The 24,191-nt window shown below is 42.5% G+C and carries 19 protein-coding genes, 2 pseudogenes and 1 riboswitch; of the genes and pseudogenes, 3 read left to right on the top strand and 18 right to left on the bottom strand.

Going from position 1 to position 24,191, the window contains the following annotated elements; genetic code table 11:
- Nucleotides 1–26: 26 nt before the first annotated feature.
- The 14 genes and pseudogenes from hemL to xerA all read right to left on the bottom strand — a co-directional run bounded on the left by hemL (nt 27) and on the right by xerA (nt 16,323).
- Entirely contained in the window at nt 27–1,298 is a 1,272-nt protein-coding gene (gene hemL / locus ACESTK_RS07670; protein ID WP_195409281.1) for a glutamate-1-semialdehyde 2,1-aminomutase, read from the bottom strand.
- Nucleotides 1,298–2,281 carry a porphobilinogen synthase gene (gene hemB, locus ACESTK_RS07665; RefSeq protein WP_173718125.1) on the bottom strand — a complete coding sequence of 328 codons (984 nt, stop codon included), beginning with the start codon at nt 2,279–2,281 and terminating at the stop codon, nt 1,298–1,300. Before hemB ends, hemL begins: the two co-directional genes overlap by 1 nt.
- Nucleotides 2,272–3,771: pseudogene (gene cobA, locus ACESTK_RS07660) on the bottom strand (uroporphyrinogen-III C-methyltransferase); the annotation flags it as partial. The gene hemB and the pseudogene cobA, both read right to left, overlap by 10 nt.
- A 72-nt stretch (nt 3,772–3,843) precedes the next feature.
- Nucleotides 3,844–4,710 (bottom strand): annotated as a pseudogene (hemC, locus tag ACESTK_RS07655) (hydroxymethylbilane synthase); the annotation flags it as partial.
- Nucleotides 4,703–5,188: a bifunctional precorrin-2 dehydrogenase/sirohydrochlorin ferrochelatase gene (locus tag ACESTK_RS07650; RefSeq protein ID WP_118579973.1), complete on the bottom strand. Its 486-nt coding sequence runs from the start codon at nt 5,186–5,188 to the stop codon at nt 4,703–4,705. The pseudogene hemC and the gene ACESTK_RS07650, both read right to left, overlap by 8 nt.
- Complete coding sequence (gene hemA, locus ACESTK_RS07645; RefSeq protein WP_270431475.1) at nt 5,178–6,407, bottom strand: glutamyl-tRNA reductase; 1,230 nt, start codon at nt 6,405–6,407, stop codon at nt 5,178–5,180. The genes ACESTK_RS07650 and hemA overlap by 11 nt, the downstream gene beginning before the upstream one ends.
- 167 nt (nt 6,408–6,574) lie before the next feature.
- Complete coding sequence (locus ACESTK_RS07640; RefSeq protein WP_270431473.1) at nt 6,575–6,931, bottom strand: CGGC domain-containing protein; 357 nt, start codon at nt 6,929–6,931, stop codon at nt 6,575–6,577.
- Entirely contained in the window at nt 6,928–7,716 is a 789-nt protein-coding gene (locus tag ACESTK_RS07635) for a sirohydrochlorin cobaltochelatase (RefSeq protein WP_148462849.1), read from the bottom strand. The genes ACESTK_RS07640 and ACESTK_RS07635 overlap by 4 nt, the downstream gene beginning before the upstream one ends.
- 22 nt (nt 7,717–7,738) lie before the next feature.
- Nucleotides 7,739–8,512, bottom strand: coding sequence for an ABC transporter ATP-binding protein (locus ACESTK_RS07630; RefSeq protein ID WP_118579961.1), 774 nt, complete (start codon nt 8,510–8,512; stop codon nt 7,739–7,741).
- Nucleotides 8,509–9,594: an iron ABC transporter permease gene (locus tag ACESTK_RS07625; RefSeq protein ID WP_204452283.1), complete on the bottom strand. Its 1,086-nt coding sequence runs from the start codon at nt 9,592–9,594 to the stop codon at nt 8,509–8,511. Before ACESTK_RS07625 ends, ACESTK_RS07630 begins: the two co-directional genes overlap by 4 nt.
- A gap of 1 nt (nt 9,595) precedes the next feature.
- Complete coding sequence (locus ACESTK_RS07620; protein ID WP_204452285.1) at nt 9,596–10,588, bottom strand: ABC transporter substrate-binding protein; 993 nt, start codon at nt 10,586–10,588, stop codon at nt 9,596–9,598.
- Nucleotides 10,589–10,705: 117 nt separating this feature from the next.
- Nucleotides 10,706–10,903: riboswitch (cobalamin riboswitch) on the bottom strand.
- A gap of 105 nt (nt 10,904–11,008) precedes the next feature.
- On the bottom strand, nt 11,009–14,137 hold the full coding sequence (locus tag ACESTK_RS07615) for a type I restriction endonuclease subunit R (RefSeq protein ID WP_173716565.1): 3,129 nt from the start codon (nt 14,135–14,137) through the stop codon (nt 11,009–11,011).
- 56 nt (nt 14,138–14,193) lie between these two features.
- Nucleotides 14,194–15,321, bottom strand: a complete 1,128-nt coding sequence (locus ACESTK_RS07610; RefSeq protein ID WP_272067038.1) for a restriction endonuclease subunit S — start codon at nt 15,319–15,321, stop codon at nt 14,194–14,196.
- Between the two features lie 15 nt (nt 15,322–15,336).
- Nucleotides 15,337–16,323, bottom strand: coding sequence for a site-specific tyrosine recombinase/integron integrase (gene xerA, locus ACESTK_RS07605; RefSeq protein WP_148462853.1), 987 nt, complete (start codon nt 16,321–16,323; stop codon nt 15,337–15,339).
- A gap of 72 nt (nt 16,324–16,395) precedes the next feature.
- On the opposite strand from xerA, the gene ACESTK_RS07600 reads away from it, so the two are divergent.
- Nucleotides 16,396–17,082 carry a restriction endonuclease subunit S gene (locus ACESTK_RS07600; protein ID WP_148462854.1) on the top strand — a complete coding sequence of 229 codons (687 nt, stop codon included), beginning with the start codon at nt 16,396–16,398 and terminating at the stop codon, nt 17,080–17,082.
- Here the strand turns inward: ACESTK_RS07600 and ACESTK_RS07595 are convergent.
- Both ACESTK_RS07595 and ACESTK_RS07590 read right to left on the bottom strand, forming a co-directional pair.
- Nucleotides 17,079–17,627 (bottom strand): restriction endonuclease subunit S, encoded by a 549-nt coding sequence (locus tag ACESTK_RS07595; RefSeq protein ID WP_178090684.1) that lies wholly within the window; start codon nt 17,625–17,627, stop codon nt 17,079–17,081. The two genes, ACESTK_RS07600 and ACESTK_RS07595, sit on opposite strands and share 4 nt — an antisense overlap.
- On the bottom strand, nt 17,617–19,125 hold the full coding sequence (locus ACESTK_RS07590) for a class I SAM-dependent DNA methyltransferase (protein WP_148462856.1): 1,509 nt from the start codon (nt 19,123–19,125) through the stop codon (nt 17,617–17,619). The genes ACESTK_RS07595 and ACESTK_RS07590 overlap by 11 nt, the downstream gene beginning before the upstream one ends.
- 873 nt (nt 19,126–19,998) lie before the next feature.
- Between ACESTK_RS07590 and ACESTK_RS07585 the strand changes: the two genes are divergently transcribed.
- The gene (locus tag ACESTK_RS07585) at nt 19,999–20,901 is read left to right on the top strand and encodes an Abi family protein (protein WP_373119360.1); all 903 of its coding nucleotides are present in this window, start codon (nt 19,999–20,001) and stop codon (nt 20,899–20,901) included.
- A gap of 495 nt (nt 20,902–21,396) precedes the next feature.
- A complete protein-coding gene (locus ACESTK_RS07580; RefSeq protein ID WP_294431796.1) occupies nt 21,397–22,167 on the top strand; it encodes an inositol monophosphatase family protein in 771 nt (256 codons plus the stop codon).
- Nucleotides 22,168–22,392: 225 nt separating this feature from the next.
- On the opposite strand, the gene ACESTK_RS07575 is transcribed toward ACESTK_RS07580, so the two are convergent.
- Together ACESTK_RS07575 and ACESTK_RS07570 are read right to left on the bottom strand one after the other, a co-directional pair.
- The gene (locus ACESTK_RS07575) at nt 22,393–23,034 is read right to left on the bottom strand and encodes a TIGR04100 family radical SAM protein (protein WP_373119359.1); all 642 of its coding nucleotides are present in this window, start codon (nt 23,032–23,034) and stop codon (nt 22,393–22,395) included.
- A 151-nt stretch (nt 23,035–23,185) separates the two neighbouring features.
- Complete coding sequence (locus ACESTK_RS07570) at nt 23,186–24,157, bottom strand: bifunctional hydroxymethylpyrimidine kinase/phosphomethylpyrimidine kinase (RefSeq protein ID WP_195991676.1); 972 nt, start codon at nt 24,155–24,157, stop codon at nt 23,186–23,188.
- Between the last annotated feature and the right edge of the window lie 34 nt (nt 24,158–24,191).

Genomic DNA, 24,191 nt, shown 5'->3' with positions numbered 1-24,191 from the left:
GTGTCTAAATTATACCACACACATTTTCAAAGAACAAGCTTTACTGCATCCAGAGTTTCCATAATAATTTCATCTGTATGAGCCGCTGACAGGAACATGGCTTCAAACTGGGACGGAGCCATATGAATTCCCATATTCAGCATTTTTTTGAAATATTCTGCAAATGCCACTGTGTCAGAAGATTTTGCGGAAACATAATCTACAACAGGCTGTCCCGTAAAGAACAGGCTTCCAAGAGAGCCCACATAATTCATCTGGTAATTCAGACCTTTTTCTTTCACGATTTTTCCCATTCCACCGTAGAGAAGCTCTCCCTTTTTCTCCAGTTCCGTGTAAATTTCCTGATGGTCATACAAATATTTCAGCTGGGTAAGCCCGGCAGCCATAGCTACCGGATTTCCGCTTAAAGTACCTGCCTGATATACTTTTCCTGCCGGAGCAACCAATTCCATCACATCTCTTCTTCCGCCATATGCACCTACCGGCATTCCGGCACCAATGATTTTTCCATAAGTAACCAGATCCGGTGTTACACCAAAATACTGTGCTGCGCCGCCAAATGCAAGTCGGAATCCGGTAATCACCTCATCAAAAATAAGAAGGGCATGGTATTGGTCGCAAAGAGCGCGAAGTCCCTGCAGAAATCCTTCCCTTGGCGGAACTACACCCATGTTGGCTCCAACTGCTTCCACGATCACTGCTGCCACCTGACCCTCTGCCTGCTGAAAAAGAGTCTCCACACTGCCAAGATCGTTGTAAACTGCCAGCATAGTATCCTCTGTACAGCCTTTTGGAACACCGGCACTGTCCGGCACACCACTTGTCATCACACCGGAACCTGCGCTTACCAGCATGGCATCACTGTGTCCATGATAGCAGCCTGCAAATTTGATGATCTTATTTTTCCCCGTATAACCTCTTGCAACACGGATTGCACTCATAACAGCCTCTGTACCAGAATTGACCATTCGGATCATATCCACATGCGGGATTCTGTCACAGATAAATTCAGCCATTTCCACTTCGATCTCTGTAGCGCATCCAAAGCTCAGACCTTTTTCACAGGCCTTCAGAACACTTTCCCGTATTGCAGGAAAATTGTGTCCCAGGATCATTGGTCCCCAGGAATCTATGTAATCAATATAGCGGTTGCCATCTACATCATAAATATAGCAGCCATCTGCACGTTCAATAAATCTCGGTGCTTCTCCTATAGCGCCATATGCACGCACCGGACTGTTTACACCGCCGGGGATTCTTTTTACCGCTCTCTCAAAAAGCTTCTCAGACTTTGTCATTATCCGATTCTCCCTTCCTCCATCATTTTTGCAATTTCTTCTGCAAAATAAGTGATATAAATCTGGGCACCTGCACGATAAGCTCCCACCGCCATTTCTCCAATGATCCGCTCTTCGTCGATCCAGCCCATCTTTGCCGCCGCCTTCACCATGGCATACTCACCACTTACACTATAGGCAGCTACCGGAACATTCACAGCCTTGGAGATCTCAGATACCATATCAAGATAAGACATGGCAGGCTTCACCATAATAATATCAGCGCCTTCTTCAATATCCATAAGAGCTTCTTTCATTCCCTCTCTTCTATTGTGGAAATCCATCTGATAGCTCTTGCGGTCTCCAAAAGCAGGAGCACTTCCGGCTGCATCACGGAACGGGCCATAGAACGCAGAAGCGTATTTCACCGCATAAGACATGATTGGAATATTGGTATAACCGCCCAGATCCAGTTCTTTACGGATGGCAGCTACACGTCCGTCCATCATATCGGAAGGCGCGATCATATCAGAGCCAGCCTGCGCATGAGACAGAGCTGTTTTTGCCAGAAGCTCCAATGTCTTGTCGTTGTCAACATCATGGCCGCAAAGAACGCCGCAGTGACCGTGAGAGGTATATTCACACATGCACACATCTGTCACATAATACATCTCTGGAAATCTGCTCTTTGCTTCCCGAAGTGCCTTCTGTACAATACCATCCTGAGCGTAAGCGCCGCTTCCGACTTCATCCTTATGAGCCGGGATTCCAAAAAGCATAATGCTGTTTACCCCTGCTTTTTCCAACTGCTCCAGCTTATAGGGAAGACGGTCCAGGCTGTAACGGTACTGCCCTTCCATGGAAGGAATCTCTTCCTGGATTCCATTTCCTTCCATTACAAACAGCGGATAGATAAGAGAAGATTTGTCCATTCTGGTCTCTCTCACCATTTTTCGCAAATTTGCACTGCCCCTTAATCTTCTAGGTCTCTTAATCAGTTCCATTTTTCTTCACTCCTCTTCAGTGTCTCAACCAGTTCGATCAGACTGTCGATGGTTGCTTTTTCTGACATATATGTCTGCATTCCATAAGAATCCGCCGCTGCACGAGTCTGTTTTCCAATACATGCAGCACGAACCCTGGAATAATCAAGTCCTTTGGTACTCTCCACAAAGCCTTTCACTGTGGAAGCACTGGTAAATACAGCCAGGTCAATGGTGCCCTCTTCAAATTCTCTTTTCTCATTAATAAGAGGACAGCTTACATATCCGGTCTCGTAAGTCGGAATATCATCCACCTGTGCACCTGTTTTTTTCAGTTCTTCTGCCAGCTCCTTGTTTCCAAGGGAGGCTCTTGGAATCAGAATCTTTTCTGTTCCATTTAAAAGAGCGCCAAGTTCTTTTCCAAGGGTATTTCCATCATAAACAGAAGGCATGAAATCCGGATAGATTCCTCTTTCCAGAAATTTCTTCTTTGTGCCCTCACCGATCACCGCGATTTTTGCATTTCCAAGAGAACGCAGGTCGATCTTCTTTTTCTCCATTTGCCTGAAGAAAACTTCCACGCCTGCAGGACTTGTAAATACCAGCCAGTCATAGCTGCGGATATGAGAAAAGGCCTGGTACAGTCTGCTCTGATCCTCCAGAGGGATAATACTGATGGATGGAAGTTCCAGTACTTCTGCACCTTTCTCCCGAAGAAGGGCCGCAGTTCTGGAAATATTCTCCTTTGGCCGGGTGACAAGAATCTTCCAGCCTGCCAGAGGTAATTTCTCATACCAGGCAAAATCATCTGCCAAAGTGCAGACCTTTCCTACCACAATAATGGCCGGTGTCTGGATTTTCGCCTGATCAGAGGCTGTCTTTAATGTAGCGACAGTTGCCACGACTCTTTGCTGACCAGCCGTAGTACCCTTGGATAAAACAGCAGCCGGCATATCCGGATCCATTCCAGCTTTCATAAGGCCACTGCAGATATCCTCCATGGCAGTGATTCCCATGAGAAAAACAAGAGTTCCTTTCGTATGTACCAGCGCCTCAAAATCAATGTCATACTCCATTCCCTTGCGCTTATGTCCGGTGATAACATGGACAGACGAACAGAAATCCCGATGTGTCACAGGAATTCCGTTATATGCAGGTACGGAAATCGGGGAAGTCACACCAGGAACTACTTCATAAGGAATGCCCTCCTTTGTGAGAAGCTCCAGTTCCTCTCCTCCTCGTCCAAAAAGGAAAGGATCGCCGCCTTTCAGACGTACTACCCGGTTGCCCTTTTTTGCCTCATCAGCAAGAACCTGGTTAATCTTCTCCTGGGACATAGTATGGTGGCCAGCACGTTTTCCCACATTGATCAGTTTTGCAGAAGCAGGAATTCTGGTCAGGATTCCCTGTCCTACCAGGCTGTCATAAACAACCACATCTGCCTGTTCCAGAACCTGGGCACCTTTCATTGTAAAAAGCCCCACATCTCCAGGACCAGCTCCCACCAGCCAGACTTTTCCCGGTTCTTTTTTGTTGTCTTCCTGCAAGCCAGACTCTTTGTATTCCACTTTGCAGCGCTCCTGCAGTTCTTTTGCAAGAGAAGTTCCCAGTTTTTCTGCATCTGAAGGATTTCCTGTTTTATATCCTTTCAGATAATGTCCAGTCTTTTCTTCATAGTAAAGACCGGTAAGTTTCAACTGACCATCTTTGATTTCTCCATAGGCAGCTACCGGAGAGGTACATCCGCCATTTAAATATTTTACAAAGGCTCTCTCTGCTGTTGCAGCCTGATGGGCCTGCAAATCATCATACCCTTTCAGAAACTCATAATCCAGACCATCAATTCCCTGAACTGCAAGAATTCCCTGTCCCGCTGCCGGAATCATTTCTTCTGTATCAAAATACCTGCTGATCCTGTTTTCAAGCCCCAGACGTTTCAAACCGGCGGCTGCAAGAACTAACGCAGAATATTCTCCACTATCCAGCTTTTCCAGTCTGGTCTGAAGATTTCCACGAATACTTTTCACCTGCATATCCGGGTAAATTTCTTTCAGCTGCAGCTTTCTGCGAAGGCTGGAACAACCGATAGGCTTCAAAGGATCCAGAACATCACAGCCTTTTGGGAGAACCAGCACATCTCTTACGTCTTCCCTTTTTGAAAAAGCAAGTATGGGGAGCTTTTCCGGGACTTCCATAGGCATATCCTTCAGGCTATGAACAGAAAGCTGACTTCTGCCCTCTAAAAGCGCCCGATCCAGTTCCTTTACAAAAAGGCCTTTTCCTCCAATCTTATCCAGAGTACGGTCCAGTATTTTGTCTCCTGTAGTCTTCATGGTCAGGATTTCCACATCCATTTGCGGATGCCTGCATACAATATAATCCTTCACCATCTGGCTTTGCAGTACGGCAAGCTTGCTTTCCCTGCTTCCGATCACAACTTTTTTATTCATAACTATCCTCATCTTTTTCCAGTTCTTCCAGAAGTGCCTGCATTTTTTCTCTTACTGCCTTAGCCTTTTTGTGATTGACACCGCTGGCCGTGATTCCCACTACAATATCATCCTTCAGACAAATTCCGGGAAAGTAAAAATCGCACAAATTCTTATCACTTGCAACATTTACATAAATTCCCTCTTCTTTACAGGTACGGTAAATTTCCTCATTTAGCTCACTGTTATTCGTAACAGCCAGCACCATATAAGCCATAGAGAAATCCGATTTTTTCACAGGACGGGGCTGGATCTGAATTTTTCCCAGCTTGCCCAGTTCCCAGAGATCTGCTGTCATCTTCGGCGCAATTACTGTAATATTCCTGGTAAATAATAATAATGCTTTCACTCTTCTTGTGGCAATGGTTCCCCCACCCACTACCACAATGTTCTTATCCGATAGATCCACATACAGTGGGAAATAGCGCTTATTTTTCATATGTTTTCTCCAGTCCTGCTACACATTCCAGAAATGCTTTCTCATTCACACTGTCTCTCAATGCAAACAGCATTTTATTTATAACCTTCCCCATTGCAGTATCCACTGCATTTATCAACTTCTCTTTTTCCTGCTCATCCATCTGTGTGTTTTTCAATGGCTTCATGATCCGCAGGTTAAAGTCATTCACTGCATTCTCTTTGATTTCCTGAATTCTTGGTATCAGTTCCTTACCATCTAACCATTTAAAAAATTCATCCATCTGATCTCTCACGATCAGTCCTGCCGCCTCAAGATTTTCCTGAAGCTCAGCCGGAGTTTCTTCCATGCGGAAGCTATCCATATCAAACAAGGTTATCCCTTCGAATTTTCCAACCTCCGGTTCAATATCCCTTGGAACTGCCAGATCAATGAGAACAATACTTTTTTCCAGTTCCAGATTTTCAAACAGTTCCTCACGCAAAGTAAAATTCGGACTTGCCGTAGCACTGACTACAAGATCACACTTAGGCAGATAGTCCATTCTTTCGCCATAATTAATTCGTTTACATCCAAATGGAATATTCACCATTCCGCTGCGATACTGACGCACGGTTACAGTCACATCTGCACCGGCTTCCATAAGAGCCTGGGCTGCAACCTTTCCCATTTCCCCATTTCCGATCACCATGCAGACCTTATCCTGTACGTAATAGCCCTGTCTGTCAAGCATTTCTATCGCCTGATGGATCACAGACGGATTTCCATGAGAAAATGGTACCTCCGTTTTAATCTTTTTTCCTGCTGTTACAGCCATTCGGAAAAGCACTTCAAGGGCTCCATCTGTTGTAAAATGCTCTCTGGCAATTCCCAGTGCATCTTTTACCTGAGTAAGAATCTGATCTTCTCCAAGTATCTGGGATTTCAGACCGGATGCAAGGTAAAACAGATGTTCCACAGCAGCATGGCCTTCACGCTTTGTAAAATATATCTCGTACTGATCATCATTAATATTTTTCAGTTTACAAAGCTCTTTATATAAAGAAAGCTCTGCCTCATCATCCACACTTGCCCATATCTCCAGGCGATTGCATGTAGAAAGAATAATACAGCCGTCTATTCCCCGCTGTTCCTTTAATTTTTCCATAGCCTCCCCTGCATTTTTTCTGGTAAATGCAAACAAGGCTCGTATATCTACGGGAGCCATACTATGGTCTATTCCAATCATAGAAATACTCATCTTATGTAATTCTCCTTAAATATCATTTTCTGCCACCGCTCATTTTACTAATTCCTGCGTATATTGTCAATAAAGCCAGGCAAAACACAGCAATAAAAAAGCTTCCAGACGGACTATTTTCCACAATCTGCCTGGAAGTTTTCCCTATACGATTTCTCTATCCTGTTTCAGGATTCTCTGTGAGTTCCTCTTACCACCTGGATTCCCCTGGATTCTATCATCTCACAGATTTTGGCAATTCTTGGGCACTCTTTTTTCTCCCTGTCCAGACGACAGGCTCCCACATGCATCACCTTAATTTCTTCGCTGACCAGCCTGTCTATTTTTTCCAGAATTCCCTCATCTACATCCGGTTCTTTGGGATTTGCACTTTTGCATCCATTACAGGTCATCATTGCTCCCAGAAGTGTGTCCGGAGAATATCCATCAAAAAAGTCACTGCGATTCTGAAAGGCCTTCAGGCATCCCACTCTGGCACAGACATTATTGGAATGAAGGCAGGTCAGTGTTCCAATTTTAATCATACCGCTTCCCTCGCATGTTCCACAAAGAGTTTTCGAATACTTTCATATTCCCCCAGTCCTTTCAGAACTGTCTGCACTTCATAGCCAGCTTTGCTGATGATATTTTTCCAGGAGTCTTCTTCCTCTCCTGCCATGTCATTTTTCGCATGGTCACCGGCAACGATCATAAACGGTGCGATTACCACTTTTTTTACCCCGCATTTTCCAAGCTGTTTCAGGACCTGGTCAATTTCAGGATAACCTTCCACAGTTCCTACGATCACATTTTCATATCCCATATCCTTGAATCTGTAATCCAGTGCGGCATAAACGGCATTTGCGTAGTGCTCGGTTCCATGCCCCATAAGCACAAGTGCCGTTTCCTTATCCTTAATTACAGGGAACTCATCTGCAACCGCTTTCACCACATACTCATTGTCTTCTTCTGTTGTAAGCAGAGGAGCTCCGAATTTCACAGATTGGAAATGATCCGCACACGCCAGAACATCCTTTTTCATAAGGTCATTTTCCACACCGTTCATTACATGCGTAGGCTGGACGATCACCTCTGTGATTCCATCTGTTCTCATACGCTCCATTGCTTCTGTCACATTGTCATAGTGAATATGATCTCTCTTTGAAATTCTGGCAAGGATCATCTTGCTTGTCCATGCGCGATAAACTTTACAATCTGTAAAAGCAGCTCCAATTTCTTTTTCAATTGCATCAATGGTCACTACTCTGGTGTCCTCGTGACTGGTGCCAAAGCTGACTACAAGGATCCCTTTTTTTGCTGTATCGCTCATTCAGATTTCCTCCACTTTTCCTTTATTTTTTCACATGCAAAGGATGGTATGTAACATTCAGCATGCCGTATTCATCCTTTTTTACAGTTGCATCTACTTCATACAACATATGTATAAAATCTTCTGTAATGACTTCTTCCGGAGTTCCGCAAGCCACCAGACGACCGTTCTTCATGGCATAGATCCGGTCGCAATATGCTGCTGCAATATTCAGATCATGCAAAGCACCGATCACAGTAATCCCGAGACTTTTTACAATATCCAGAAGCTGAAGCTGGTATTTGATGTCAAGATGGTTGGTAGGCTCATCCAGGATCAGACAGTCCGTTTTCTGCGCCAGAGCTCTTGCCAGAATGATTCGCTGCTGCTCACCGCCAGACAGACTGGAAAAAACACGGTGCCGATAGGGAAGCATTCCCACTTTTTCCAGACACTCTTCCACGATCTTATAATCCTCGGCATTATCCCGTTCCATAGTTTTCTTATGAGGAGCCCTTCCCATCATTACAATTTCCTGTACGGAAAATTCAAAATTATAGTAGTTGTGCTGGGACACCACTGCCAGTGCTTTTGCAGAATCCTTTACCTTATATTCGTTCAGCGGTTTTCCATCCAGCATGATCACGCCGGTATCAGGCTTAAGTACACGGTAAATACATTTCAGCAGTGTACTTTTTCCACTTCCGTTTGGTCCTATGATTCCTACAAATTCCTTTTCCTTTATGGCTGCGTCAATTCCCTTAAGGATCTCATTTCCGCCAAGCTCTACATGGATATCAGAAGCTGTCAGTTTCATGATTTCTCACCTCCGAATCCATAAGATCTGCGTACCAGCAGATAAATAAAGCAAGGTGCTCCGATCATGGATACCAGGATTCCGATGGGAACTTCGCTCTTTGGAATAATGATCCTGGAAGCAACATCTGCCCAAATCAGGAAAATGGAACCGCTAAGTGCTGACAGTGGAAGCATTTTCTTATGATCTGTTCCAAAGAACATTCTTACCACATGAGGAATAATGAGTCCTACAAATCCAATGATACCTGCGGAATATACCACAAAACCAATCAGCAATGCTGTCACCACAAGATACACCTGACGATATCTGTGCAGGTCAGTGCCTAATGTGATGGATACCTCATCTCCAAGCAGCATCATATTGAGAATACGGCTCTGGGTGCAGAAAAACAGGGTTGCTATAAAAACGCAGGGAATAATCACAGCCAGATTTTCCCATTTCGCGCCTGCCAGACTTCCCATCAGCCAGAAAGTAACTGTCTGGATTCCATCTCTGTCGCCCGCAATATAGACAACAAAGTTTGAAAATGCACTGCACACACTTCCAAGTGCTGTACCTGCAAGCAGAAGTCGGACCGAATTTGCCCGGCCTCCTATATTTGCAGTGATCTGTACCAGTACAGAAATAAGGAAGGCTCCGATAAATGCACAGATTCCAATAGAGTTGGAGCCAAATACGGCTCCAACTCCAAGAAAGATTGCCACTGTTGCACCAAGAGATGCACCAGAGGAAATACCAAGAATATACGGATCTGCGATCGGATTTTTCACAATGGCCTGCATTACCACACCTGCAACTGCCAGACCCATGCCAACGGCTGTTGCAAGAAGAATACGGGGAAGGCGGATAAACCACACAATATCAGACATGGCTCCTACACCATAAATCTCCGGATCCCCGATTCCAAATACTTTATACAAAATTACACTATACACATCTTTCACAGAAAGATCTACAGAACCAATGGTAACTGCAGTCAGAATGGATATCACCAGAAGCACAGTCAGTAATATCACCGCCAGCACATAGATCGGCTTTCCATGAAAAATTCCATTTTTAAAATCCGGTTTTCTTTTCATTTTATTCGTACAGATCCGGATATAATGCTTTTGCAAATGTCATAATTCCATCATAGGTTCTGACACCGCTGCAGTATACCTCGTTCAGATTTACAGAAAATACTTTGTTGTTCTTAACTGCAGAAAGGCTTGCATATGCAGGGTTATCTGTAATATCAGCGATTGCCTCATCAGCTGTCATAAATCCATCATAATTAATCATGAATAATACATCCGGATCAGCTGCAATCAGATCCTCTGCACCAACGTTTTCAGAGTTCTCTGCACCAAGCTTCAGCTCTGCACCAAGTGTCTCCGGAATATTTCCGCCAAGTGTCTCTGTTCCATATACGCGGAAGGAATCTCCCTCATCCTCAAGAACTGCTACGGATAACGGGTCTGTTCCTTCTACATGCTCTTTTACTTTATCAATCTCACCCTTCATCTGATCAACGATTTCCTCTGCCTTGTCTTCGCAATCAAAGATCTTGCCAAGGTTCAGGATATCCTCATATTCGTCTTCAATTGTACGTGGGAACTCAGAAGCCGGTCCCTTTGCAGCACTGTTCAGGGACATGTATGTATTTACATCTCTCTCCTGCCAGAAGCTTACATCCGAAAGCCAGTCATCACTGAAAGAAGAATACCATGCCGCAATAAAATCAGGCTCCATTGCAACAACTTCCTCTTTGGATGGCTTGGTATCCATATACTGAATCTTGTCAAATTCATCTTTTAAATCCTCACGCACATCACCGTCCAGACCGTAAGCAGCTACGATCTTATCACCGAGACCAAGTGCCAGAAGCTCTTCGATATTGGAGTTTGCATATGCAAATACTTTCTCCGGAGCTTTCTCAAAAGTCATTTCAACCGGTTCGTTCTCATAATTGTAGGTTGTGATTGTTACGGGATAATGGCTGTCTCCATCCTCCGCAAATACAGTTGTTCCCATTCCCAGGCTGAGAATTCCTGCCAGACATAACATTCCTGCTGCTGTTTTCATGTTTTTCATGCTTTTTCTCCTTATTTTTTCTTTTGTTTTTTTGTTTTTAAAAGAAAAAAGTCCGCTTCCATGAAAAAGCGGGCATCACAAAAAAACATGATACGAAAGACAGCACTTTACACGGAAGTTTCTTTCTATGAACCAAGCAGGTTTCCTGGCTTACAGCTTAAATCCCCATTCCCTTCTCACATAAAAATGCAATGGATATGAATGTGGCATAACTGAATACAGTGACCGGATCGTTCAGGATTCTCACCTGATTCCCTCTTCTGAAAATAGTATAAATTTTATATATTTTTCAGCACTTGGCACATTTATTCTTTTAAGCAGAATTATTATAACTTACCCCTTAAATAAAGTAAAGATATTTCTTTAACAATGTTTTTGATTTTGAATATAATATAGGCATCCCCTTACTTACTTATACATCTATTTCCCATACGGTGCCGTGTCTTCAGCAACCATACCCAATTCCGTTTTCGGAGAATAGGTATACACCTTGCTATTCTCAGCGTAATTCTCCATATCATTATTATCTGTCCATAGCTCACACTGTGTCATCACGGTCTGCACTGCATCATCCATTCCTTCCGGCGGATAGCGATGCTTTTTGAGCAACCGCTTAATCATCATACGCATTTTCGCTCTGGCAGAATCCCGTTTCTGCCAATCTATTGTTCTGTTCTTACGCAGTGTATCTGCCAGTTCCTTTGTAATGGCAATCAGTTCTTCGTTTTCATAGAAATCCTTAATGGCCTCCGGCTTTGTCAGCGCATCATAAAATGCCAGTTCATCAGCAGTCAGTCCAAGCTTGTCTCCCTCTTTATGAGCTGTCGCAATCTGTTTTGCCAGATTCAGCAATTCTTCAATAACCTGTTCATTGGTCAACATTCCATTCAGATACGCATTCATAGCACGCTGTATAATTTCACTGAATTTCTGCGATTTTACCACATTTGTATGACGGTAAATCTGCACCTGTTCCGCAATCAGCCTTTTTAACAGCTCTACAGCAAGGTTTTTCTCCTTCATTTTAGAGATTTCCTCAAGGAACTTTGGATCAAAGAGCGAAAATTCCTGATTTATATCTGAGAAAAGGTTAATGACGCCTTCGCTCTGAACACTGGCTTTCAGAAGCTCGTTAATGCGAGCATTCATTTCTGGCAGAGAAATTTTCTTCCCCTCTCCCTGATTCATCAATCTTGTAACAAGCACACGAACGGATTCAAAGAATGCCGCTTCCACACGCAGCTCTTTTTCTGCCAGAGAGGAACACAGCGACAATGCTTGCCTGAGCAGCAATGCCTCTTTCAGGAAATCCTCTCGTTCCTGTTCTTTATTCACAGCGACAATAAAGTTGACCGCACCGCTGATTGCCTTGGAACGTTCCAAATCCGTACCTGTCATAAACTTGGAATAATCATAACCGTGGAACAAATCCCGACAGATAGACAGTTTCTCAAGGAACTTCGGATATGCAACCTTGGCAACATCGGTATCACCGTAATTCTTCCTATCGCGAGTAGTGTAGTCATTCATTGCCTGCTTCAATGCAGACGCAATGCCAACATAATCGACAATCAGACCGCCTTCCTTATCTCCAAATACACGGTTTACTCTGGCAATAGCCTGCATCAGATTATACCCCTGCATCGGCTTGTACACATACATGGTTGCAAGAGATGGCACATCAAATCCTGTAAGCCACATATCCACGACAATGGCAATCTTCAGCGGACTATCATTATCCTTAAACTCCTTTGCCAGCTCATCCTTATGGTGTTTATTGCCGATGATTTTATTCCATTCTTCTGGATCTTTGTTACTACCTGTCATAACAACAGCAACCTTATCCGTCCATCCGGGACGAAGTTGCAAGATACGCTCATATATCTTCATGGCAATAGGGCGTGAGTATGCTACGATCATTGCCTTACCTGTGAGCAGATTCGCACGATAATTTTCATAATGATTCAAAATATCGTCCACAAGGGAGTTGATAGTTTTCTCATTGCCAAGAATGGCTTCCATCTTCCCCAGTTCTTTTTTGCTCCTTTCGATAACCTCTGGATCAGCATTTTTTGCCATAATGTCATATTCTTGGTCAATGAGCTTCAAAGTCTGCTCATCCAGTTTCAGCTTGATAACACGGCTTTCGTAATATACTGGACGAGTAGCACCATCTTCAACTGCCTGTGTCATGTCGTAAATATCTATGTAGTCACCAAACACTTCACGAGTATTGCGGTCTTTCATAGAAATCGGTGTTCCGGTAAATCCGATAAAAGTTGCATTCGGCAGAGCATTGCGGATAATACGAGCAGAACCGATTTTGATTTCACCTGTCTTGACATCGACCTTTTCTTTCAAACCGTACTGCCCACGATGAGCTTCATCCGCCATAACCACAATATTTCTGCGCTCAGAAAGGCAATCAAAGGATTCCTCAAATTTCTGCATCGTGGTAAAAATAATGCCGTTTGCTTTTCTACCGTCCAGTAATTCTTTCAAATGCACCCGGCTTTCGGCATGAACTGGGTCTTGACGCAGAAAATCCTTGCACTTGGCAAATTGCCTGTAAAGCTGGTCATCCAGGTCGTTGCGATCTGTGATAACTACGATGGTCGGGCTATCCAAAGCATCTTGCAGACAATGGGCATAAAACACCATCGACAGCGATTTGCCGCTGCCTTGTGTATGCCAGAATACACCACCCTTGCCGTCTGTCTCCGTTGCGTGTTTCGTGGAAAGTACTGCCTTATTGACAGCAAAATACTGGTGATAACCTGCTAATATCTTGAACTGTTTGGTTCCTTCATTGGAGAAACAGATAAAGTTCTTGATAATATCCAGTAAACGTTCTTTTTCAAAAATACCCTCAAAAAATGTATCGAACTGAGCATACTGTGTATTTTCATAGCCGCCGTCCTTCGTTTTCCATTCCATGAAGCGATCTTCGCCAGAAGTAATTGTACCAGCTTTCGATGTCATAAGGTCACTCATAACACAGATACAGTTATAAATAAACATGGAAGGAATCTCATGCATATAGTTGCGAATCTGTGTGTATGCTTCGGATGCATCCGTTTCCTCACGAGAGGGAGATTTCAGTTCCACAAGGACTACCGGCATACCATTCAAAAATAGCAGTACGTCAGGGCGTTTGGTGCTGTTCTCAATAAATGTCCACTGGTTCGCCACAATAAAGGAGTTGTTGTCCGGATTCTTGTAATCAACAAGATATACCAAGCCGGAGCGTTCCTCACCCTTGACAAAATAACGCACTTCTACACCGTGCTGAATGTAATCCATAAAAAGAGCGTTTTTCTGCACAATTTCCGCATTTTCAAAATTTCTCAGCTTATACAAAGCATCGTGAATTGCGTCCTCCGGCATATCCGGATTCAAACGATGCAGTGTTTCGTCTAATTTATCTTCATACAGGGGGCTTTTGAAGTCCCGCTCCAAATCAGGAGCATAGACATGCCGATACCCCATATTCTGAAATAGCTCTATAACAGAATTTTCATAGTCTGCTTCGGTATAAAAGCCAGCCATAGGTTAATCACTCCTTTTTTCGTTACATTTTTCGTGGTAAACAAGAATTTAGCGGCTTAAAGATCGATGTCAGAGACATCAAGCTCGCCGGACATAAGTTTTGGCAGAAGTGCATCACGAGTATTGGCAAGAATCTTGGATTCTTTTGTGTTTTCCTGCATTGCACTATACATTGGCGAAACTATATTCTCAAACTTTTCTAATGTTTTTTCGTCAGGAATATATAGTTGCATTGCGTTAAGAATATTGGTTGTCATGCTCGGTACAGCAGAGCCAGCATTCAGTGAAGCCAGATCTTTGCTTTTTACAAAATGGTACACAAATTTTGCAATATTAGGACGCAGCATCTCGGTATAGAACATGGTGTCTACCGACCAGAACGCTTCATTGACATACATGATATTGTTGAGAGTTCCTTTACGGGGAATTAGAACAGATTCGCCAGTATAGAGAGGCTTTTCTACATATCGCATTATTCCGCCTGATCCATATACTGGATAGTTTCCGTCAGCCAGTTTTTTATGATCTTTTCCATACTTAACTGAGATTAGGTCAGACAGCTGCCCTGTGCTCCAACTTTCTTGTCGGTGCTCAATAAACATACGGCTGTAAATTGCCTGAGCTTGTTGCTCTAAATTCTTGTTTAACTTCTCATTTGTTTTTCTTTTTTTATCCAAAACTGCAATAATTGATACTATACGGTCTTGTATGCACCGTTCTGGCAAGTCTATCTCTATTTTCGACAAAATGCCTTGATTTAAGGATGCCATTGTCGTTCCATGTGAGCACATGCTTATCATGAAAGCTTTATGCTTAGGCGTAAGAAAATAATATGATAAATATCGTGGATTGATTTTGTTTGTTTTTACTCTTAATCTGATACAATCTGATCCCTGCATCCATCCCGCTTCATTTGCTCCTATGTAGGCATGACGATCAACAGCCCCCTTTCTTCCAAATACAATATCTCCCTCTTTAAGTATGTGCATAGATAACCGTTCAAGTGTCTTCTCACCAACATAATCTACTTTTGTTGTTACAACTGTTGAATATCCTAAATTTTTCACATTTAGAACTGGAGTTCCACTTTCAACATATTCTGCCGCTTTTAGTTGGGTGCCAAATGGTCCTGTTTTTATTTCAATTTCTCCATTCTTAACAAGTTCCTCTAATTCAATAATCACAATACCTTTTCTCCTCTAGCCTATATATTTCTTATGAGCCAACTTAACATTGCTCTGCTTAACCATTGCATACTGTAAGGTCGTATCTATTCTTTTATGTCCCAAGAGTTTCTGTAACTGCTCAATAGGCATTCCTTTGTCAATTGCCATCGTTGCAAGCGTCCTTCGGAACTTATGCGGATGAACTTTGGGAATATCCAGCTGTTTTCCCATTTCACGCAGGCGGGATTCTATGCCGCCGATCTTGATTCTCTCATGCGGAGAACGCAGAGTAACAAACAATGCCGGATTATCATCCATTCTGCTATCAATGTAGTTTTGCAGATGAATCTTCGTCCGAGCATCAAAGTATACAATGCGTTCCTTATCGCCTTTACCGAAAACGACACATTCACGCTCATTAAAATTGATGTCCGCTTTATTCAGCAAAACCATTTCACCGATACGCATTCCGGTAGAGGCCAGCATATCAATCATTGCCAAATCACGAAGTTCTGTGCAGTTGTCGCGCATTTTTTCCAAGTCCTCATCTGTGTAGGTTTCTTTGATGTTGGTTGCCGTTTTCACCTTATGGATGCGGCGAACAGGGCTTTTCAAAATATAGTCCTCATCCTCCAACCAAGAGAAAAAACTGGACAGAATTCTGCGGATATTATCTATCGTCACACGGCTGGACTGGTTCTTGCTCTGATAATCCGTCAGATAGGAACGCAAATCCTCCGTCTGTATATGGCGAATACCTTTATCTGTCGAAGCTACCATCATTTCAATGGTTGTGCGGTAATATTTCAGCGTTTTCTCTGAACAGCCTTCAATTCGTTTTGCCGAAACAAAAGCGTCTATCAGTTTTTGGTTATCGTTCATATCTTTCTTTTCTGTCTGTGCTGTAATTTCACAGCCAAACAGTGTGTTTTCAAGCACTTTTTGCAACTGCTGCATTTGTGCGTTGTCGAGGTGTGGCAGCATTTGCTGCACCACCTCTGAAATAATCTGTTGTTTCATAGGTCATTCTCCTTCAAATTTATTTTCCAGAGAACGACTCAACGGCAGTTCCATTGGCTTTAGCTCCTGCCGTTGGTAGGAGTATTTAGGTTAAACAAGAATTTAGAGCAACAAGCAGAAGCTCTTTTTCATTCATTATTTGTTGAGAATGCTAATCCAACATGGAAAGATGGTATGCTTTCGGACCTTGGAACTGTTGTTGCAGGTGGAACCCCATCCAAAACAAAGCCAGAATATTACTCCGAGCAAGGCATAGCATGGATCACTCCAAAGGATTTATCTCTTAATAAGTCAAAATTTATCTCTCACGGTGAAATTGATATTTCAGAATTAGGATTTTACAAGAGCAGTGCAACCAAAATGCCAACCGGAACAGTTCTGTTTAGTTCCAGAGCACCTATTGGATACATTGCCATTGCTGCCAATGAAGTAACAACTAATCAGGGATTCAAATCGGTAGTTCCAAATGAAAATGTTGGTACATCCTTTATGTATTATCTTCTGAAATTTTTATTGCCGACCATCGAGGGGATGGCTTCGGGTTCAACTTTTAAGGAAATATCAGGTGCAGGTATGAAATCTGTCCCTGTTGTAATTCCTGATAACGAAACTATCGAAAAGTTCAATGCCTTTTGCACTCCAATTTTCCAACAGCAGGAAGTGCTTGAAGCAGAAAACTCACGACTTTCTGATATCCGAGATGCATTGTTACCTATGTTGATGTCTGGCGAATTGGATGTCTCAGACATTAACCTTTAAGTCGCTAAATTCTTGTTTATCTTTTTATTTAACTCAATTTTATCGTCTATCATCCATAGAATACTGGCGATCTTATTCTGTGCATCCAGAGATGGGACTCTTATTGGAATCTCTCCCATAAATTTCGTATTAATAGATGGCATCGTTGCACCGGTAGCAATATTACGAACAAACTGTTTTGTTTTTTCCAATAAAAAGAAATAATACAAATATTCTGGATTCAATTTTTCACAAGGTCGTACTCTAAGGCATCGCCCCGAAAACATCCATCCTTCATATTCTGCACTAACATATGAGCAACGATCAACTGATCCTACGCGGCTGAAAACAATATCTCCTGTTTTCAGTACGTATTTTTTTAGCCTTTCTTTATCCTTGTCTGAAACACAAGGAAGATTTTGTTCTGTAAACTTTCTGCTTCCGAGATGTTCTACTGTAACGATAGGCGTTCCATGAACTACGTAATCCTCCTTGTGTAGTTGGCTACCGAATGGTCCTGTCTGAATTGCTGCAAGTTCAGATAATTTTATTGTATCAAATTTCATACCCAATCGCCCCCAGCTTCTTTCTGATTTCATCCTCCAGTTCATGGGATTTTGCGAACATCTCCGACAACTCAGAAGTCAGACGATTCATTTTATCCTCAAACGGTTCTCCGTCATCTTCCTGTTCTTCAATGCCGACGTATCGTCCAGGAGTCAAAATATAATCCTGCTTTGCAATGTCCACAAGTGTTGCCTCCCTGCAGAATCCCTGAACATCTTCCAAAGTGCCATTCTGAAATGCTTCAAAGGTATCTGCAAGTTTCTGAATATCTTCATCTGTAAAATCACGATGTTTACGGTCAACCATATGTCCCATCTTGCGGGCATCAATGAACAGCGTTTTGCCGGGCTGTTTCTTACCTTTTGTAATGAACCACAGAGTAACAGGAATTGTCACGCTATAAAAAAGCTGGGTAGGCATTGCGATAATGCCTTCAATCAGATCATCCTCGATGATTTTCTTTCGGATTTCACCTTCGCCGCTGCTCTGCGTAGACAACGCACCATTCGCCAGTACCAGACCGATTTTCCCATTCGGAGCAAGGTGATGAATCATATGTTGAATCCATGCGTAGTTGGCATTACCTGCAGGCGGCAGACCGTATTTCCAACGCTTGTCTTCTTTCAGTTTTTCCTGTCCCCACGGATGATAATTGAATGGGGGATTAGCGAGAATAAAGTCTGCTTTCAGTGTCGGATGCAAGTCACTTGTAAATGTATCCGCATTGTATGGTCCCAGATCAGCATCAATACCTCGGATTGCCATATTCATTTTCGCCATCTTCCAAGTATCCGGGTTTGCTTCCTGCCCATACACTGAAATTGCTCCACGCTTATGACCATGTGCTTCAATGAACTTTTCACTCTGTACAAACATACCGCCGGAACCGCAGCAGCAATCGTACACTCGGCAGTTATCAAACGGACGCAAAATAGAAACCAGAGTTTTTACCACGCTGGACGGTGTATAAAATTCACCGCCGCCAACACCTTCTTTTTCTGCAAACTGTGCAATACAGTATTCATAAGTACGACCGAGCAAGTCTTCACTTGCAGTCGTATCGCTCATGTCGATGTTATTTGTAAAAATATCTACCACATCACCCAAGATTCGCTTATCTAAGTCTGGACTCGCATAATTCTTCGGCAGTACATTTTTCAGCTTTTTGTTTTCTGCTTCAATGGCTCTCATTGCATTATCAATGATTGTGCCGATTTCCGGTGTGTGTGCCTTGGATGCAATGTTGCTCCAGCGAGCTTCCTCCGGAACGAAAAACACATTGTCCATCTCGTAAGCATCACGGTCATCCTCGAAACCGTCACCTTCTGCTATAAGTTCCTGATACCGTTTATCAAACGCAGCAGAAATGTACCGCAGGAAAATCAATCCAATAATAACCTTTCTATATTCCGCCGCCGGGATATGCCCCCACAATACACAAGCTGCATCCCACAACTGTTTTTCAAAGCCAATGTTGGCATTTGTTTTACCCGCCATTTGTTTTCCTCCATCTATTGATTGATGATTGTTATTTTTATAAATCAGTCGTATTTTCTTCCAGTGCTGATAGTCGGAAGCGTTTCAAATTGGTCAGACTGTGTCTGACTAATTGGGGTATTTGCATAAGCAAGGTAGAATTTTCACATCTACATCAGATTTGTTGAGGAAAATCACTTTCCAAATAAGCCTGTTAAATATATAGAAAGATTTCTTTTCAGCTCTACATTCGTTTCCATCTGTTTATTTATCTTCTTTTCTGCATCTTCAGAAATACCCCATGAATATCCTACTTTTTAGCATCAGGAACTCCCTCTGTCGAACACAGTGTTTGAATTTTTCATGTTAAATTGCTCTCTAAGTAGGACACAAATAATCAAATTTATCATACGCTAAAGTGCAAATAAAATCAATCTGTGTAGCAAAAGATTTTTGCAGTTTACCGCAGAAAACTGAATATCCAAGACAACTTCTACTTTCTGCAGTGTTTCCACCATATCAATCTGCTCCTTATTCAGATATGACCAGATGGTTTTTCTCTTTTCAATACCGTTGACAAGCCTGAACTACTTTGCCGACATTCCAATCTCAATGCGTTTTAGCATATCGCACTCATTGCTTTAAGTCCGGATGTGGGCTCAGTGATTTTTGCAATATTCTGCAAAGTAACTCTGACTTTAAGAGCCGATATTTAATCTTTTTTTAATTCGCATTCTATATAGTAGTCCCAAAAATATCTTAGCAAACCTATCTCAAAGTATTGACAGATTGGTTCGTTCCAAGTAAAATATGTGTAACAGAACCCGCCACGCTTAGTCTTGTTTCGGCAAGAATGCGCAACCCGGCGGGACTTTTTATATCCAGAGGTGAGCCATGTATACATATCCTAAGAATTTTTTATCCATTACACAATTAATTCAGAAACTCAAAGACACTGGAATGACTATCGATTCGAATGACACCGCTGAAATAGCGTTAACAACAATTGGATATTACCGTTTAAAAGGTTATAGTTTTCATCTTATTGATCCTTCCACCAAAAAGTACATAGAAGGAATATCCTTATCAGATATTTTAAGACTGTACCGTTTTGATTCAGAGCTGTCAGACCTGCTGTTTAGCTATTTATCACAAATTGAAGTTGCATTAAAGTCACAACTTGTCAATGCATTCCAGATTACTCACGATGCACTTGTTTTAAATGATCCTTCCGTATTTAAAGATAAAAAAACATTCTGGAAGAATCAGAGCACCATTGCATCTGAAATCAGCCGTTCCAATGATGTTTTTATAGAACATAACTTTGATAATCACGATGGAGCCATTCCTATATGGGCTGCTGTCGAGGTTATGTCTTTCGGCACTATATCAAAAACTATTAAAAATATGAAAACCGGCAGCAACACTGCTTTTTCTGAGCTGATTAAAAATTATAAGTTTAAAAACAGCAATGGACGTGATATCAATCCATCAAAAGATATGTTTACATCCTGGATTCAGGCTGTTTCCATCATGAGAAATATTTGTGCTCACAACAGCCGTATTTATAATCGCAGCATCAGTACAAGACCACAGCTTATTTATTCAGATGTCATCCATCCGCATCCTCGGTACAATGGGCTATATCAGATTATGCTTTCAATGAAATATCTTCGTCCAACCGAAGATTCGTGGACGGCTTTTATAACTGATTTCAAACAGCTTCTGAATAACTATTCTGATGTATGTGATATTCGCAGACTTAATTTCCCATCCGATTGGGAAAGCCACTTTTAATGCAATTCATAGTTTTCAGATATCCGCATATACTATAAATGATAGAACCAATCCAGCCTCTCTTCGATGCTCAAATCGATTGGACATTCAGGAGAGACATTTCGTCTCTCCATTTTTATTTAGTCCTTTTTATAAAATTTGTACTTCTCAGTTTCATTTTTTCTTATATCTTCTTCCCATAGCAGATTATGTAGCTATCGGCATACTTAACCAGCGATAGACAACTAGTTACTGTTCACTCCGTTCACAGTAACACGCTTCGCGATGCACAGAAATCATGCTTTGCATGATTTCGCGCCGCAACTCTCGGGTTTTCTGTGAACTTTGTTCACAAAAAGCACCTCGCGAAATGTTACCAGTGAACAGTAACAACAACTATTCTTCGTTTTTTACAGCTTAATTTTTCATTTGCCCTTTCTTTCCGTTTATGGTAAATTTTCTCTAGGCCACACAAATTGTTGAAATTTTTTGACATACGTTAGGAGGTATACTGATATGAATAAAGAAAACCAAGCCAGAATCATAGAACTGGTCAAGCAGGCCAAGCCCTTGATTCTCCAGGAAATGGCTCACGAAAAGGTTACCGAAAAAGGGGCTGCCGATTACGTTACCAATGTAGATGTTGCCGTACAAAATTACCTGAAGGAGGCTCTTGGAAAAGAATTTCCGGACATTGCACTGATTGCTGAGGAGAAAGAAAACCTTGGACTGAATTCCCGGAAATCTTACTGGATTCTGGATCCCATTGACGGAACCACCAATTTAATCCGGGATTATCATTTAAGTGCAGTTTCTCTGGGACTTTATGAAAACGGGGAAATCACTTTCGGAGTGGTCTATAATCCCTTTACAGAGGAACTCTTCTACGGTGCCAAAGGGGAAGGTGCCTATCTGAACGGAACTCCTATCCATGTGTCCGACCAGCCGGAATTCAAAGATGCTGTGGTGTCTTTCGGCTCCTCTCCTTATGAAAAAGACAGGGCAAAGAAACTGTTCCCGATATTTTACAATATTTTTATGAACTGTGCAGATTTCAGGCGCACCGGCTCTGCTGCCCTCGACCTTTGCTATGTAGCCTGCGGCAGGCAGCACGCTTATCTGGAACAAAATCTGAAGCCCTGGGATTACAGCGGGGCTACCGTTATTTTAAGAGAAGCTGGCGGTACCATCACGGACTGGGAAAATAAAGAGCCGCCTTATCTTGAGAATTCGGATATACTGGCCTGTGTACCCCAGTTCCGGGAAATTTTGCGACGCCTAATATAAAACAGGTCTGGCATGTAAAGCGGACATTCCAGGTCCGCTTCGCTACTTGCTTATCTGCGTTCAAATGCTTTGCAAATGCAGAAAAATAACCTACAGATATCAAAAGACACCAATGCAGATTTTTCCATTTTTCATAAAATCTCATAGATAAATCCAGCGCACATTTGAAAGTGTCTCCAACTGATTTTATGATGCATCTGCATTGATGTCTTTTTTTCCTCAATTTTATTCCGCCGTATACTCCCGTACTCTCAGCGGAATTCCAAGCTTCTCTGCCACTTTACGGCTTTTCTCAACGTTTTCTTCCCCGATACAGTCTACAACCGTGAATTTCACATTTTCTGTATATTTTTTGCAATCCTGCGCAAATTTCAGCATGGCATCAAAGGCTTTCTCGCCGTAAGCCGGGCGTACCACTTCGTTGTAGGACTTGGCATCTGGCATATTTAAACTGATGGAAACAATATCAACTGCCTGACAGACCTCTTTCGCTATAGAGCGCTTATTGATCAAATCTCCAAGACCGTTGGTGTTCAGACGAAGCTTGATTCCCGGACAGGGCTTCCCATCGCGGTCCAAATGTGCCGGATATTTGCTTCTCATATACTCACTGACGGCGATCAGCTTATCCAGCGCCATAGTAGGCTCTCCATAGCCACAGAAAACCGCTTCCTTGTATCCTGAAAAATCAAAATCATCAATTGCTTTATAAATCTCCTCCATTGTGGGTTCCTTGTCAAACCATAAAGTTTTTGCCTCTCCTACCGAATTCCCATTGTTGCGGATGCAAAAGGTACAGTTGCAAGGACACTTATTTGTCAGATTAAAATATACCTCATCATTATAACAATATACGATATCTGCCATTATTACACTCTCCTTCTCATCTATATTGCGGTTCGCAGACATTACTTTGCGGCACTATAACTTTCTTTTCCGAAATCATTCGCTATCTCAAAGCACCTTGCGTAACATTGCCAGTGGATATTATCCTTTTACAGCAATTGTTATTCTCTTATCAACTTTTACATAATTCCCCAAGATACGCCTCGAAGCAGACTCCGTCATTCCGGTCTGTTCCTTCCTGTACCGTCTGGGCAATTGCCTTGGACAGAAAATTCACCGCCAGTTCTACGCAGTGCATCATGGACATCTCTTTCACCAGACCGGCACTAAGCACCGAGGCAAACAGGTCTCCTGTTCCAGAATAACTGCCGCCTATTTTTGGGGCAAAACACCAGGACAAATGACCATTTTCCACCACAAGGTTTCCCATCTGCGGCAGACTTGTTTCCTTTGAATTTGGTTTTCCTGCCAGATTTTCTGTCTGCTCAGAAGTTCTACTTAACTTCTGAGTTGAAATTACAGATACCTCTTGAAGAACTGCCAAAACATTCCTCTTGGATTCCACGCCTGTAATCACAGCTGCCTGTAAGCCATATTCTTTTTTCAGCTGCTCCCCAATCTTTCCGATCTGTTCCAGCCTTTTCCTTCCATCCAGTTCCAAAAGGCTGGCATATCTTTTTTCCATCCCTTCTTTCCCATATAAAAGAAGCAGCGCTTCCGTAAGATTGGGCGTAATCACATGGGCGTTTCCCACCAGCTGAAGCATCTTTTCCCGCAGACCTTCTGTATAAATTCCATAAGCACTGCCATTATCTCCCATAACCGGATCCACCAGTACCATGGTCTTCTCTTTCCGGAACCTTCTGAGAAAATCCAGGATCTTATCAGCCTGCTCCTCGTCAGCCAGAAATCCTGTATAGATTCCATCCGGGGAAAATCCCCGTTTCTCCCATTCATCCATGATCTGTTCCATGTGCTCTGTATAATTGTCACAGTAATAGGAAGGATAACCAGTCTGGTTGCTGAGTACTGCTGTTGGCAGCGGTACCGCCTGCACGCCCATCACCGAGATCACCGGAATTGCCGCTGTCAGGGAACATTTTCCAAGCCCTGACAGATCCTGAATTACCGCTATTTTTTTCAAATATATCACTCCTGATTTTTATTGTAAATTTTTC

Source organism: Ruminococcus sp. Marseille-P328 (genome assembly GCF_964249465.1).
Classification (GTDB): Bacteria; Bacillota; Clostridia; order Lachnospirales; family Lachnospiraceae; genus Blautia_A; species Blautia_A faecis.
Note: the sequence above shows the minus strand (reverse complement) of the source record. Positions and strands in the feature narration are given on the sequence as shown.

What these genes read in the sequence shown, in the direction of transcription:
- hemB (WP_173718125.1), bottom strand. Translation starts at nt 2,281, where the DNA reads ATGGAACTGATTAAGAGACCTAGAAGATTAAGGGGCAGTGCAAATTTG.
- ACESTK_RS07580 (WP_294431796.1), top strand. Translation starts at nt 21,397, where the DNA reads ATGAATAAAGAAAACCAAGCCAGAATCATAGAACTGGTCAAGCAGGCC.
- ACESTK_RS07590 (WP_148462856.1), bottom strand. Translation starts at nt 19,125, where the DNA reads ATGGCGGGTAAAACAAATGCCAACATTGGCTTTGAAAAACAGTTGTGG.
- ACESTK_RS07640 (WP_270431473.1), bottom strand. Translation starts at nt 6,931, where the DNA reads ATGATTAAAATTGGAACACTGACCTGCCTTCATTCCAATAATGTCTGT.
- ACESTK_RS07615 (WP_173716565.1), bottom strand. Translation starts at nt 14,137, where the DNA reads ATGGCTGGCTTTTATACCGAAGCAGACTATGAAAATTCTGTTATAGAG.
- ACESTK_RS07625 (WP_204452283.1), bottom strand. Translation starts at nt 9,594, where the DNA reads ATGAAAAGAAAACCGGATTTTAAAAATGGAATTTTTCATGGAAAGCCG.
- ACESTK_RS07635 (WP_148462849.1), bottom strand. Translation starts at nt 7,716, where the DNA reads ATGAGCGATACAGCAAAAAAAGGGATCCTTGTAGTCAGCTTTGGCACC.
- ACESTK_RS07620 (WP_204452285.1), bottom strand. Translation starts at nt 10,588, where the DNA reads ATGAAAAACATGAAAACAGCAGCAGGAATGTTATGTCTGGCAGGAATT.
- ACESTK_RS07630 (WP_118579961.1), bottom strand. Translation starts at nt 8,512, where the DNA reads ATGAAACTGACAGCTTCTGATATCCATGTAGAGCTTGGCGGAAATGAG.
- ACESTK_RS07585 (WP_373119360.1), top strand. Translation starts at nt 19,999, where the DNA reads ATGTATACATATCCTAAGAATTTTTTATCCATTACACAATTAATTCAG.
- hemA (WP_270431475.1), bottom strand. Translation starts at nt 6,407, where the DNA reads ATGAGTATTTCTATGATTGGAATAGACCATAGTATGGCTCCCGTAGAT.
- xerA (WP_148462853.1), bottom strand. Translation starts at nt 16,323, where the DNA reads ATGAAACAACAGATTATTTCAGAGGTGGTGCAGCAAATGCTGCCACAC.
- ACESTK_RS07575 (WP_373119359.1), bottom strand. Translation starts at nt 23,034, where the DNA reads ATGGCAGATATCGTATATTGTTATAATGATGAGGTATATTTTAATCTG.
- ACESTK_RS07650 (WP_118579973.1), bottom strand. Translation starts at nt 5,188, where the DNA reads ATGAAAAATAAGCGCTATTTCCCACTGTATGTGGATCTATCGGATAAG.
- ACESTK_RS07595 (WP_178090684.1), bottom strand. Translation starts at nt 17,627, where the DNA reads ATGAAATTTGATACAATAAAATTATCTGAACTTGCAGCAATTCAGACA.
- hemL (WP_195409281.1), bottom strand. Translation starts at nt 1,298, where the DNA reads ATGACAAAGTCTGAGAAGCTTTTTGAGAGAGCGGTAAAAAGAATCCCC.